At 47.4% G+C, this 12,825-nt stretch carries 10 protein-coding genes; 1 reads left to right on the forward strand and 9 read right to left on the reverse strand.

Annotated elements, in window-relative coordinates; translation table 11 throughout:
* Nucleotides 1-18 precede the first annotated feature (18 nt).
* The 5 genes from ilvA to ilvG are packed head-to-tail and all read right to left on the reverse strand — an operon-like array spanning nt 19 to nt 6,355.
* Nucleotides 19-1,563 (reverse strand): threonine ammonia-lyase, biosynthetic, encoded by a 1,545-nt coding sequence (ilvA, locus tag AB6E54_RS17870; protein ID WP_372058958.1) that lies wholly within the window; start codon nt 1,561-1,563, stop codon nt 19-21.
* A gap of 3 nt (nt 1,564-1,566) precedes the next feature.
* Complete coding sequence (ilvD, locus tag AB6E54_RS17875; RefSeq protein ID WP_372106612.1) at nt 1,567-3,408, reverse strand: dihydroxy-acid dehydratase; 1,842 nt, start codon at nt 3,406-3,408, stop codon at nt 1,567-1,569.
* 33 nt (nt 3,409-3,441) lie between these two features.
* Nucleotides 3,442-4,410: a branched-chain amino acid transaminase gene (locus AB6E54_RS17880; protein WP_017063017.1), complete on the reverse strand. Its 969-nt coding sequence runs from the start codon at nt 4,408-4,410 to the stop codon at nt 3,442-3,444.
* A gap of 12 nt (nt 4,411-4,422) precedes the next feature.
* Nucleotides 4,423-4,707: an acetolactate synthase 2 small subunit gene (gene ilvM, locus AB6E54_RS17885; RefSeq protein WP_017055442.1), complete on the reverse strand. Its 285-nt coding sequence runs from the start codon at nt 4,705-4,707 to the stop codon at nt 4,423-4,425.
* Between the two features lies 1 nt (nt 4,708).
* The gene (ilvG, locus tag AB6E54_RS17890) at nt 4,709-6,355 is read right to left on the reverse strand and encodes an acetolactate synthase 2 catalytic subunit (protein ID WP_371721167.1); all 1,647 of its coding nucleotides are present in this window, start codon (nt 6,353-6,355) and stop codon (nt 4,709-4,711) included.
* 472 nt (nt 6,356-6,827) lie between these two features.
* Between ilvG and AB6E54_RS17895 the strand changes: the two genes are divergently transcribed.
* On the forward strand, nt 6,828-8,351 hold the full coding sequence (locus AB6E54_RS17895) for a YifB family Mg chelatase-like AAA ATPase (RefSeq protein ID WP_017058783.1): 1,524 nt from the start codon (nt 6,828-6,830) through the stop codon (nt 8,349-8,351).
* Nucleotides 8,352-8,413: 62 nt separating this feature from the next.
* On the opposite strand, the gene AB6E54_RS17900 is transcribed toward AB6E54_RS17895, so the two are convergent.
* The 4 genes from AB6E54_RS17900 to ccoG all read right to left on the reverse strand — a co-directional run bounded on the left by AB6E54_RS17900 (nt 8,414) and on the right by ccoG (nt 12,644).
* The gene (locus AB6E54_RS17900) at nt 8,414-9,370 is read right to left on the reverse strand and encodes a DUF2860 domain-containing protein (RefSeq protein WP_102331970.1); all 957 of its coding nucleotides are present in this window, start codon (nt 9,368-9,370) and stop codon (nt 8,414-8,416) included.
* Between the two features lie 140 nt (nt 9,371-9,510).
* The gene (locus AB6E54_RS17905; RefSeq protein ID WP_017063015.1) at nt 9,511-10,110 is read right to left on the reverse strand and encodes a thiol:disulfide interchange protein DsbA/DsbL; all 600 of its coding nucleotides are present in this window, start codon (nt 10,108-10,110) and stop codon (nt 9,511-9,513) included.
* Nucleotides 10,111-10,165: 55 nt separating this feature from the next.
* Nucleotides 10,166-11,152, reverse strand: coding sequence for a serine/threonine protein kinase (locus AB6E54_RS17910; RefSeq protein ID WP_017058781.1), 987 nt, complete (start codon nt 11,150-11,152; stop codon nt 10,166-10,168).
* Between the two features lie 73 nt (nt 11,153-11,225).
* The gene (gene ccoG / locus AB6E54_RS17915) at nt 11,226-12,644 is read right to left on the reverse strand and encodes a cytochrome c oxidase accessory protein CcoG (protein ID WP_017058780.1); all 1,419 of its coding nucleotides are present in this window, start codon (nt 12,642-12,644) and stop codon (nt 11,226-11,228) included.
* Nucleotides 12,645-12,825 lie beyond the last annotated feature (181 nt).

Raw genomic sequence — 12,825 nt, forward strand, 5'->3', positions numbered from 1 at the left:
TGATTCGGTCGTTAACTCTTATGACAAGAAGAACTTGTAGGAAGGGTTATCGGTTTCATCTTTACACTGATAGCCAAGCTCTCGTAGATGTGTTGAGAACTGAGCTAAATCATCATCATCCAGTTCGAATCCACACAATACACGGCCGTAATCAGCGCCGTGGTTACGGTAGTTGAACAGGCTGATATTCCAATGGGTACCTAAGGTATCAAGGAACTTAATCAATGCTCCTGGGTATTCAGGAAACTCGAAGCTGTATAGGCGCTCTTTCAATGGTTTTGATGGTTTGCCACCAATCATGTAACGAATGTGCAGTTTTGCCATCTCATCATCAGACAGATCGACGACTGGATAGCCACCTTCACGCAGGTCGTTGATGATGTGATCGAGTTCTTCTTGTCCACCATTGAGACGTACACCGACGAAGATGTTCGCTAGGCTGTCATCGTTATGACGGTAGTTAAACTCAGTCACAGCACGGCCGCCAATGATATTACAGAACTCTAGGAAGGCACCTTGTCGCTCAGGAATAGTAACCGCAAGTAGACCTTCGCGCTTTTCACCCAGCTCACAACGTTCAGACACATAGCGCAGACCATGGAAGTTGGTATTAGCACCAGAAAGTACAGTTGCCAGTTGTTTGCCTTGCAGTTGGTTCTGCTCTGCAAACTTCTTTAAACCAGCCAGAGCAAGCGCACCAGAAGGCTCGGCAATCGCACGAGTGTCTTCAAAGATGTCTTTGACCGCAGAGCAGATCTCATCGCTAGACACGGCAATGTGACCATCGATGTACTGCTGACACAGACGGAATGTCTCTTCACCAATGCGCTTAACCGCAACGCCATCGGCAAACATGCTGACTTGATCCAGTACCACAGGTTCACCGGCATCGAGGGCCGCTTTTAAGCAAGACGAATCTTCTGGTTCTACTGCAATGACTTTAATCTCTGGCATCAGCTGTTTTACTAATACAGCAACACCCGCAGCTAAGCCACCACCACCAACCGGCACAAAGATGTAATCCATATGACCATTCTGCTGCAGCATCTCCATACCCATCGTGCCTTGTCCTGCAATCACCAGTGGGTGATCGAAAGGCGGTACAAAGGTAAAGCCATGTTCAGCAGAAAGGCGTTCTGCTTCAGCTTTAGCTTCATCAAAGTTGCTGCCGTGTAGAACTACGTTACCGCCAAAGCCACGTACCGCATCAACCTTGATGTCTGGTGTGGTTTTTGGCATCACAATCGTGGTTTGAATACCAAGCTTAGAACCGGACAGCGCCATACCTTGAGCATGGTTACCTGCCGATGCTGCAATCACACCTGCGGCTTTCTGTTGCTCTGAAAGGCTTGATACCATGTTGTAGGCACCACGTAGCTTGAACGAGTGGACCGGCTGACGGTCTTCACGCTTTAGCTGAACCTGATTACCAATGCGAGCACTTAAGCGAGGCATCTCTTGCAGAGGTGTCACGATTGCGGCTTCGTAAACTGGCGCTCTCAGGATCTGACGCAGATAATCTGCGCCAGTTTGTTTTTGGGGACTGACCGTGTCATCACTCATAGACTAGCCCTCTAGCTTAGACTTATCACGCACGGCGCCTTTGTCGGCACTGGTCGCCATGCTTGCGTAAGCTTTCAGTGCGAAAGACACTTCACGCTGACGGTTTTCTGGTTTCCAGCCTAGTGCGTCTTGCTTAACACGACGCGCTTCTAGTTCAGCTTCAGGCACATCAAGTGTGATCGAACGGCTAGGGATGTCGATAGTGATGATATCGCCAGTGTTTACTAGACCAATCACACCGCCACTTGCTGCTTCTGGAGAAGCGTGACCGATAGACAGACCCGATGTACCACCCGAGAAACGACCATCTGTTAATAGAGCACAAGACTTGCCTAGACCCATAGATTTTAGGTAAGTGGTTGGGTAAAGCATTTCTTGCATGCCCGGACCACCTTTAGGACCTTCGTAACGAATAACAACCACTTCGCCCGCTTTCACTTTGCCACCTAAGATGCCATCAACAGCACTATCTTGGCTTTCAAATACGATAGCAGGACCTTGGAATTTCAGGTTCTCTTCATCAACACCTGCTGTCTTAACGATACAACCGTCAACGGCGATGTTGCCTGAAAGTACGGCTAGGCCACCTTCTTGGCTGAATGCATTCTCTTTAGTACGGATACAACCTTCTTTACGGTCGTCATCAAGATGATCCCAACGGCAATCTTGTGAGAAGGCTTTGGTGGTACGAATACCTGCTGGGCCCGCGCGGAAGAACTTAAGTACCGCTTCGTCTTCTGTCTGCATGATGTCGTATTGAGCTAGCTGCTCTTGCATGCTTAGGCCAAGTACAGTGCGAGTTTGGTTGTTCAGTAGGCCTGCGCGGTCTAGTTCACCTAGGATAGCCATAACACCACCAGCGCGGTGAACGTCTTCCATGTGGTATTTAGGTGTTGAAGGCGCAACCTTACATAGGTGTGGAACGCGGCGAGACATCTCGTCGATATCACCCATATCAAAGTCGACTTCACCTTCTTGAGCTGCTGCCAATAGGTGAAGAACGGTGTTACTCGAGCCACCCATTGCGATATCTAGAGCCATTGCATTTTCAAAGGCTGCGCGGTTCGCGATGTTACGAGGCAGTGCTGATGCGTCATCTTGCTCGTAGTAACGCTTAGTCAGGTCAACGATACGCTTACCAGCATTGATGAATAGCTCTTCACGGTCAGCGTGCGTTGCTAGCATAGAACCGTTACCAGGCTGAGATAGGCCTAGCGCTTCAGTTAGACAGTTCATTGAGTTAGCCGTGAACATACCTGAACAAGAACCACATGTCGGACACGCAGAACGTTCTACTTGCTCACTTTGCTCATCAGAAATCGTTGGATCGGCACCTTGAATCATTGCATCAACAAGGTCTAACTTGATGATTTGATCGGAAAGCTTGGTTTTACCTGCTTCCATTGGGCCGCCTGATACAAAGATCACTGGGATGTTAAGGCGCATTGCAGCCATCATCATTCCCGGAGTGATTTTGTCACAGTTAGAGATACATACCATCGCATCCGCACAGTGAGCATTCACCATGTACTCTACTGAGTCTGCGATAAGCTCACGTGATGGCAGTGAGTACAGCATGCCACCGTGACCCATTGCGATACCATCATCAACTGCGATGGTGTTGAATTCTTTAGCGATACCGCCCGCTTTCTCGATTTCACCTGCTACCAATTGACCCATATCTTTAAGGTGAACGTGGCCTGGTACGAATTGAGTGAAAGAGTTTACAACTGCGATGATTGGCTTACCGAAGTCATCATCTTTAACGCCAGTTGCACGCCATAAAGCGCGCGCACCAGCCATGTTGCGTCCGTGGGTAGTCGTTGCTGAACGATAGATTGGCATTGCTTAAATCCTTATAAAATATTTGGCTGTTGCTTACTTAGTTGTTTGCGTTTGGTTTTCTGAAGTTTGGTCTGCTGGGTAAACGTAGTCTAACCAGCCCCACTTATCTTCAGTGGTTCCATTGAATAGACCAAAGTAAGCCGCTTGAACTTTTTCAGTGATAGGACCGCGTTTGCCTTCACCTACTGTAATTTTGTCTACGCTGCGAACCGGAACGATTTCCGCCGCTGTGCCTGTCATGAATACTTCATCGGCAAGGTATAGCGCTTCACGAGCAATGTTCTCTTCACGGATCTCATAACCCATGTCTTTTGCTAGTGTCATGATCGAATCACGCGTTATACCCGGCAGAATCGCACTGGTCGCTGGTGGTGTGGATAGCACGCCGTTACGTACCACAAAGATGTTCTCACCAGCCCCTTCAGAAAGGTAACCATCAACACTCAGTGCGATGCCTTCATCGTAACCATGACGGCGAGCTTCGCCACCAACTAATAGTGAAGATAGGTAGTTACCACCGGCTTTTGCTGCGGTTGGGATCGTGTTTGGAGCGGCACGGTTCCAGCTAGAAATCATTGCATCAACGCCGTTTTCTAGTGCTTCTTCGCCTAGGTAAGACCCCCAAGGGAAAGCAGCGATGATCAGTTCCATCTCAGTATTTTCTGGCGGGCAGACACCCAAACCAACGTTACCTACGAAACCTAGAGGGCGGATGTACGCTGACTCTAGCTTATTTTGGCGTAGCGTTTCGCGAGTCGCTTCCATAATTTCTTCCTCAGTGTAAGGAATAGGGAAGCGATAGATTTTTGCTGAGTCTTTTAGGCGCTTAGCATGTTCAGGGTGACGGAAGATAACCGGCCCTTTTGGTGTGTTGTAACAACGAACACCTTCAAACACAGAAGTACCGTAGTGCATTGCGTGAGTCAGGACGTGAACGTTCGCCTCTGCCCAAGGAACCATCTCACCGTTAAACCAAATATAGTCTGCTGTTTTAGCTGTCATGTTTGCGGTTCCTTATGCGTTTATCTTTTGTTGTAAGTTGTTGTTTGGCAGTTCATTACGGCTGATCGAGATAACGTCAACGGTACGTACATCCCACAGCTTTTCGATTTGGTTTACCAAGAACGAGATCGGACGGTCACTGTCTACAATGATCTCTACACTCGCCACTTTACTTTCGTGGTTTTGAGTGCCCGCGACTTGCTTAACAATAAAGCCACGGTGGCGGATAACACGAAGAACACGCTCTAGTAGTACAGGCTTATCATCGGCTTTGATGTCTAATAGGTATCTTTTCATGTTATGTGTTCTCCAACATCTCACTGTTTGAAGCACCTGGCGGTACTAGTGGCCATACGTTCTCTTCTTCATCAATAAGAACATGAAGTAGGTAAGCGGTTTTGCTTTCTAGCATCTCTTTCAGTGCTGGCTCTACTTCTTCTTTGCGCGTGATGGTTTTACCCGGGATATCGAAGGCTTTCGCTAGCATCACGAAGTCTGGGTTGTCATCTAGGATGGTTTCACTGTGGCGGCCATCGAAGAACAACGATTGCCATTGGCGAACCATACCCAAGCGAGAGTTATTAAGCAGTACCATCTTCACTGGGATCTGACGACGCTTCAATGTGCCAAGCTCTTGCACGTTCATCATGAACGAGCCATCACCAGAGATTAGAATAGATTGGTCATCAGGACGCCCAACCGAAGCACCCATTGCAGCTGGCAAGCCAAAGCCCATGGTGCCTAAACCGGCAGAGGTAATGAAGTTCTGTGGATCGCGAGGCTGAATGTGCTGAGCTGCCCACATTTGGTGTTGGCCCACATCAGTCGATACGATAGAGCTTGCTGGCATCATGTCTGACAGTTGCTTCAACAGCAGTGGAGCAAAAATCAGATCACCAGGGTGGTCGTAACGCCATTTGAATGAGCTACGAAGACCTTCAGAGTGATGAACCCAAGAGGAGATGTCTTGGCTTAGCTCTAGTTGAGGCATGATCTTGTTGATGTCACCGCGAATTGGCGCATTGGCAAGACGCAGTTTGCTGAACTCAGCGGCATCGATATCGATATGGATAACCTTAGCATGCGGCGCAAAGGTATCGAGTTTGCCAGTTACTCGGTCATCAAAACGAGCACCGACAACAATCAACAGGTCACTCTCTTGAACCACAAGGTTAGCGGCTTTAGTGCCGTGCATACCCAGCATGCCAAGGTAGTGTGGGTCGTCACGTTCGATAGTGCCCAAGCCTTTCAGTGTGCTTACTGCTGGCATTGGGTTTAGGCGTAAAAACTCACGAACCGCATCGGTTGCTTTAGCAAGTTGAACACCACCACCTACGTATAAAACAGGACGGGTCGCTTGAGACAAAAAGTACTGTGCCTGTTCAATGGCATCAGTTGTCGCAACAGGAATTGCGGGTGGAGTAAATTCAGGAAGAGCGTTAACAGGTGTTTCTGCTAGTTGAACGTCTTTAGCGATATCGACGATAACCGGGCCAGGGCGGCCAGACTTTGCTACCACAAACGCTTCAGCGAGGGTTGGAGCTAGCTCTTCAATATCAGTTACTAGGTAGCTGTGTTTAGTACATGACAGAGACATACCAATCACATCCATTTCTTGGAATGCATCGGTACCAATGTGGGAACTTGCAACCTGACCTGTGATAGCAACCAATGGGATTGAATCCATAAAGGCATCAGCAAGGCCAGTGACTAGGTTGGTTGCACCTGGTCCCGAGGTTGCCATACAAACAGCGACATCTTGTGTTGCTCTAGCCATGCCGATCGCGGCCATAGCGGCGCCTTGCTCATGGCGACATAGGATATGTTCAACCCCGCCGTCATAGAGTGCATCGTAGATTGGCATGATGGCACCACCGGGGTAACCAAATACGGTCTCAATTCCTTGTTGCTTGAGTGCGGATACGACTAGTTCTGCGCCTTTCATCGGAATTCTCCCGTATTACCTTTATTTTGGTAACTGTTTCCTTTGTCTCTGCACATCTTGTGCTCCCATTCTTCCTGTAAATCGGCAAAGCCGAAAATGCTCAAAAATATAAAAATCGAATGTTTAAATTAGAAAAAACCCCCGGACTTGTCAGTGCGGGGGTTTTTTCTAATTCGTGGTTACTTTCTTCCCACTCGCCCCCGCGCAGTCTTAATAATGACTACGATAATCAGGTTAATCAGTGCGTAAATGCGAGCGTTAAAAATCATAATATTCGAGTTTTCTCGTTTATTGTCTTCAGTAAATGTCTACATCTCTAGTGTTATCACACAAATCTGCCGCATGACAAGGGAAATGTCATTCTTTTTTCACATTAAAATACCATTCCACCAAGCTATATAACAACCTTATCGCTTTGGTGAGCAACGAATATCCAGAGCGAATACTTTTAAATCAAAGACAAAGGAAAGTTATGGGACTCGCGATAATTCATAGCCGAGCTAGTGTGGGTGTAGAGGCGCCAGAAGTGACCGTTGAGGTGCATATAAGCAACGGAATGCCTGGCTTCACGCTGGTGGGTCTACCTGAAACAACGGTCAAGGAATCTAAAGACCGAGTGAGAAGCGCGATCATCAATTCTCGCTTTGAGTTTCCATCGAAAAGAATCACGGTCAATCTCGCCCCAGCCGATTTGCCCAAAGAAGGTGGCCGTTTTGACCTGCCCATCGCGCTTGGGATTTTGGTGGCGTCAGATCAGCTTCCGACATCAAAAATAGCTCAACATGAATTTATCGGTGAGTTGGCATTGTCAGGAGAACTTCGCTCGGTAAAGGGCGTTTTGCCTGCGACGTTAGCCGCCGACAGTGTAGAGCGATGCTTAGTTGTCCCACATCATAACGGTGATCAGGCTGCGCTGGTGGGCAAGGGAGCGCATAAATCTGCACAAACCTTGTTGGAGGTTTGTGCTGACATGTGTGGACAGGCTCAGCTTGGGCTATATAGAACGGAACATCATCAGGCTGATGTTTCAGTGCTTCGCGACCTACAAGATATTATCGGCCAACAACAAGGCAAGCGAGCTCTAGAGATAGCCGCTGCTGGGAATCATAACTTATTGTTTCTTGGCCCACCCGGAACCGGAAAAACTATGCTCGCTTCTCGACTGCGTGACCTATTACCTGAAATGAGTGATGACGAAGCGATGGAAACCGCGTCGGTGGCCTCGTTAACGCAACAAGAAATCAATCAATACAACTGGAAGCAACGACCTTTTCGCTCTCCTCACCATTCCAGTTCAATGGCGGCATTAGTGGGTGGTGGTTCGGTGCCTCGCCCCGGAGAGATCTCTTTAGCGCATAACGGCTTATTGTTCTTAGATGAGATGCCGGAGTTTGAGCGCAAGGTGCTTGATTCATTACGAGAGCCACTAGAGTCGGGCGAGATCATTATCTCCCGTGCTGCGGGCAAGACTCGTTTTCCTGCGCGTTTTCAATTGGTCGGTGCACTTAACCCAAGTCCAACGGGTTATTACGAAGGTAACCAGGCGCGCGCCAACCCACAGATCATCCTGCGTTACCTCAATCGCTTATCTGGGCCCTTGCTGGATAGGTTCGATATGTCATTGGAGATACCTCTGTTGCCAAAAGGAATGTTGGCCGAAGGCGGTGATCGCGGTGAAACCACTCAAGTAGTTAAGCAAAGGGTTAGGCAGGCGCGAGAGTTAATGCTATCTCGCAACCATAAATCGAATGCACTGTTAGGTAGCCGAGAAATTGAGAAGTATTGCCCACTGCGACGCGAAGATGCAGAGTTTCTTGAGACAGCACTACATCGCTTGGGTTTATCGATTCGTGCTTATCATCGAATTATTAAGGTGGCACGAACCATTGCCGACCTTGACGGTAACGAGCAGATCGAAAAGAAACATCTATCAGAAGCGCTAGGCTATCGCGCGATGGATCGCTTGCTGAAACAACTCACGGCTCAAGCTGTCTAGCAAGCAGAAAAAGCCTGCTTAGATGCAGGCTTTCGTTGGATTGCAGTTCATACTCGCTAAGGTTAGAAGTTGTAGTTCAAGCCAACTGAAACTATATATTGAGACTCGTCGTAGAAGGTAATGTTCGAGTCGCTGGTGCCGTAGCCTGCCAGTGAAATAAACGACCAGTTTTCCCAATCCATGAATTGATCATACTCATAGGCGGCGAATAGGTTGATATTGTCGTCGCTGCGTTTCTTGTCGTAGATCGGGTTGCTCGCATCGTAAGAGCGTTGGTTGTAACCCGCTGTTAGTGCGTACTTGTGACGCCCCATGCCACCAAACAAGCTTACCTCACCACCGAATTGGTCGTAAGATTCAGCTTTACCATCAGCATCACGTGTTTGATAGATGACGGATGGAATAAGCATCATGGTACGACTAAGTGGCAGGCGATATTGACCTTTCAAGTAGAGAGTATTGGCATCTCGTTTGAGCTCTTGATCTTGAATATCATCCTTGTCGACATCTTTGGTCGCATAGGCCATGTCTAGCGAGAAAGCTGAGCCCGCAATGTTGCTTAGCTTCAAACGAAACGCATTGCCAGTTTCATCGGTCTTGGTGCGAGCTGATGTGGTGTTGTATGGATCAGCCCAAGTTTCACCAGACATAATGGTTGGCAGCAGTGAAGCGTCGATCACCATGCCTGACTCAAGTTGGTATTTGTAACCGACTTCGAGAACTACAGTACCTGTTGCTACATCATCTCGCGCGGTACCTGTGTATACCTGATGGTTTAGCTTTTCACCAAAGGTATAAGCAACACTACCTAAAGGAGCAACCAGAAAAGAGCTTTCCGAAGAAGCCTTCTGATCTGTGGATGAAAGATTGCTATCAGCATCGGTATTAAAGTTCGAGGTGGAAGAGGTAACCCCGGTATTGAGAGAGATTTCACCACTGAAACCTTGTTGGTCTGCAAGCTTGGCAAAAGCGGGAGAAGCCGCAACGCTCAATGCCAAGAGAGTTATTTTTATTTTCATTCAAGGGCTCCTTGCCCACCGGTTCTTAGGACGGGTTATTAATAGCAGTAAAGCTTTAAACTTCCAGGTTAATTATTTATCAATAATGATTTTTGAACTAGCAAAAAAAAAGGAAGCCGAAGCTTCCTTTCATCAATGGCTTACTTCTTTAATAAGAAGTTCACGAGCTCGAAGTACTCATCAAGAGAGTTGATACCTTGAGCTTCTACTAGGTAGCGGTTGTTAACCACAACAGCGGGTACACCTGAAAGGCCGCTGTCTTTGAATGCTTTGTCGAAGCGACGAACCATAGAATCTACAGCAAAGCCGTTATACGCAGCATCGAATTTCTTCGCATCAACGCCTTCGTCTAGGAAGATTTGACGCAGTTCTTCTTCATCACGTGGTGGCTTGTTCATTGTGTGGATGCGGTTAAACATCACTGGCACCATTTTATCTTCAACTTTCAGTGCAATCATTGTCGCGTAAGCTTTGCTCATTGGCAGACCCATGTTGCCACCCATGAATGAAACATGGTTCTTCTGTAGCTTAGCGTCTTTAGGTAGCTGTTGTTTTAGCTGCTGGATGATTGGCTCAAAGCTATTACAGTGTGGGCAGTAAAAAGAGAAGAACTCTGTCACCATTGGTTTTTTTGATGCTTCTAGGTCGAGAACTTTGTAGTGTTCACCTTCGTTAAATTTCGCAGCGTGAGCGGTAAGGCTCAACATGATCAATGAGAAAAATGCGAATAGCTTTTTCATTTATCCAATCTCCATTATGTTTGAATTTTTATCTAGTTGTATGTTGCGATTGCTGTTACCACTGAGGCATTAACGAAAGTGGTGGCTCTTGCAGGGTAGCAATTTGCTCTTTACAAGCAAGTACTTGTTGCTCCCAATATTTCGGATCATTAAACCACGGGAAGGCCAGAGGAAACGCAGGATCGTGCCATCGTTTCGCCAACCATGCCATGTAATGCACCATACGTAGACCGCGTAGTGGTTCGATTAGTTTCAGTTGTGCGGTATTAAAATCGCAAAACTCTTGGTAACTCTCTAGCAAAATATCCAGTTGCATCAGCTTATCTTGGCGCTCGCCATTGAGCAGCATCCACAGATCTTGTATCGCAGGGCCGTTACGTGCGTCATCAAGATCGACGAACATTGGCCCATCGCGCCACAAAATATTGCCAGGGTGGCAGTCACCGTGCAGGCGGATATTCTCAATGTTGCTCGGCCACTGGCTCTCTAGCTCTTTGATCAGAAGGTCAACGTCATTGAAGAAGGCATTTTCTAGGTGCGTCGGGATAAACTGAGAGTTCTCTAGAATCTTACGTGGCTGATAAAGGTATTCATCTAAGCTGATGGTCGGGCGATGCTGGAATGTTCTTCCCGCGCTGGCTTTATGAATACGACCAAGAAAGCGTCCTACGCCTTCCAATTGATCTAGATTGTCAACTTCATACTGTCTGCCGCCAACACTTTCAAATAGTGCAAATAGGTAGCCTTGGTATTCATGTAAGGTTGCACCGTTGATTCGCATTGGAGGCGCAACCGGCATCTCTTGCTCGATAAGCTCGAGTGCGAAGTCATGCTCTTCTTGGATCTGTGCCTTGTTCCAGCGTTGCGGACGATAAAACTTAACGACGTAGCGCTTACGGTCTTCATCGGTGAATTGATACACCCGGTTTTCGTAGCTGTTGAGAGCGAGAAGCCCGGATTCAGCACGAACTCCAATGCTCTCCAGTGCGTACCACATGAAGTCAGGAGTCAGGTTATCAAAGTTAAAGGCTTGCATCGTCATAGAATAAAAAAGGCTCATTACTGAGCCTTTTTCCATTTATTGGGTTGTTATACCAAGCACTAAGGTGCGGGTATCAGAGCTTCTTGATAAAGCGGCTTTCGACTTCCATCGTAAACTCTTCATTATCCGAGAGTATAAACTGAATTGTCGAAACTGGTGAGCTCAGTTTTTCTGGGTCGGCGCCTAAACTGATAGGTAGGTTCAAAACCTCGCCTGGATCGACAGTAATCGTCTGTTTACCATACCAGATAGAATCGGGCAGTCCGCTAACACCGAGTTTGTACTCTTGCTCTTGTTGAGTCTTGTTGATCACTTTCAAGGTGTAGGTGTTTTCAACCAACCCTTGGTTATTGACTCTAAACAGTTGGTTTCGGTCACGCAGAACACTTAGGCCGGCAGGATCAACGCTCGCGATTTGGGCGAAGAACAAGCCCAGCATCACGATCAAGATAGCGCCATAGCCCAACAGCTTGGGACGCATTACCTTGGTCGAGTGACCTTCAAGTCTGTGCTCGGTGGTGTAATTGATCAGGCCTTTCTCATAGCCCATACGCTCCATCGTGTTGTCACAGGCATCAATACACGCGCCGCAGTTAATACACTCGTATTGCAGGCCGTCACGGATATCGATACCCGTAGGGCACACTTGTACACACAGATTACAGTCAATACAGTCGCCTAGACCAAGCTCTTTTGGATCGGCTTTACGAGAGCGAGGGCCACGGCTTTCACCACGTTCTGTGTTGTAACCAACGATGAAGGTGTCTTTATCGAACATTGCCGACTGGAAACGCGCGTAAGGACACATGTGCAGACAAACAATTGAACGCATCCAACCCGCATTGGCATAAGTACATCCAGCAAAGAACAGTACCCAAAACACCGGCCAGAAAGACGAGTTAAAGGTAAAGAAGCCAACCACTAACTCTTTGATTGGGATGAAGTAACCAACAAAGGTTAAGCCCGTCGCAATGGCAATCGCCCACCACGCAATGTGTTTGAGGGTTTTTCTGAGGATTAAATTGCTCGTCAGTTTGCCCGAGTCTTGTTTTCTTCGCTTATTGGCAGCGCCTTCTAGCTTCTCTTCGAACCAGATATACATGAAGGTCCAGACGGTTTGCGGGCATAAATAGCCACACCAGACGCGGCCTAAGAAGGTGGTTATGAAAAACAGGCCAAACGCGGCAATCATAAATAGGATCGCGAGTAGGGTCAGATCTTGCGGGTATAAGGTGGTGCCAAAGAAGTTGAACTGTTGGCTGCCGATATCGAGCAAGATCGCTTGACGTTCACCAAAGGGAATCCATGGGATAAGCGCAAAAAGTAAAAGTAAGAACCAACCGCCATAGCGACGCAGTTGTTGGAATTTACCTTTGCTTTCTCGAACATAGATTCGGTTACTTGGGTTAAATCGATCTCCATTACCTTTATGTGTTTTCGGGTTAAAGGTTTTAGGAGTCACATCTTTGATATCGATTTTATCCTGACTCATGGACTATCCTTTTTGTGGCTTGTTTGCCCGGTTAAGTCGGGCATGACGACATTACTTGAAAGTATGGTTTAGAGAACCTGTTGAAATTGAGCTTGGTGCATTTGTTGTTATCGCACTCACTCTTATTATTTTAGAAGATTCTTATGGATGGCGATTATAGCGACAATCTTGTTCTCATTTC

Source organism: Vibrio sp. 10N.247.311.49, from assembly GCF_041467655.1.
GTDB lineage: Bacteria > Pseudomonadota > Gammaproteobacteria > Enterobacterales > Vibrionaceae > Vibrio > Vibrio crassostreae_C.

Excerpts from the sequence above, each read along its gene's own strand:
- ilvA (WP_372058958.1), bottom strand. The coding sequence starts at position 1,563 with ATGAGTGATGACACGGTCAGTCCCCAAAAACAAACTGGCGCAGATTAT.
- ilvD (WP_372106612.1), bottom strand. The coding sequence starts at position 3,408 with ATGCCAATCTATCGTTCAGCAACGACTACCCACGGACGCAACATGGCT.
- AB6E54_RS17880 (WP_017063017.1), bottom strand. The coding sequence starts at position 4,410 with ATGACAGCTAAAACAGCAGACTATATTTGGTTTAACGGTGAGATGGTT.
- ilvM (WP_017055442.1), bottom strand. The coding sequence starts at position 4,707 with ATGAAAAGATACCTATTAGACATCAAAGCCGATGATAAGCCTGTACTA.
- ilvG (WP_371721167.1), bottom strand. The coding sequence starts at position 6,355 with ATGAAAGGCGCAGAACTAGTCGTATCCGCACTCAAGCAACAAGGAATT.
- AB6E54_RS17895 (WP_017058783.1), top strand. The coding sequence starts at position 6,828 with ATGGGACTCGCGATAATTCATAGCCGAGCTAGTGTGGGTGTAGAGGCG.
- AB6E54_RS17900 (WP_102331970.1), bottom strand. The coding sequence starts at position 9,370 with ATGAAAATAAAAATAACTCTCTTGGCATTGAGCGTTGCGGCTTCTCCC.
- AB6E54_RS17905 (WP_017063015.1), bottom strand. The coding sequence starts at position 10,110 with ATGAAAAAGCTATTCGCATTTTTCTCATTGATCATGTTGAGCCTTACC.
- AB6E54_RS17910 (WP_017058781.1), bottom strand. The coding sequence starts at position 11,152 with ATGACGATGCAAGCCTTTAACTTTGATAACCTGACTCCTGACTTCATG.
- ccoG (WP_017058780.1), bottom strand. The coding sequence starts at position 12,644 with ATGAGTCAGGATAAAATCGATATCAAAGATGTGACTCCTAAAACCTTT.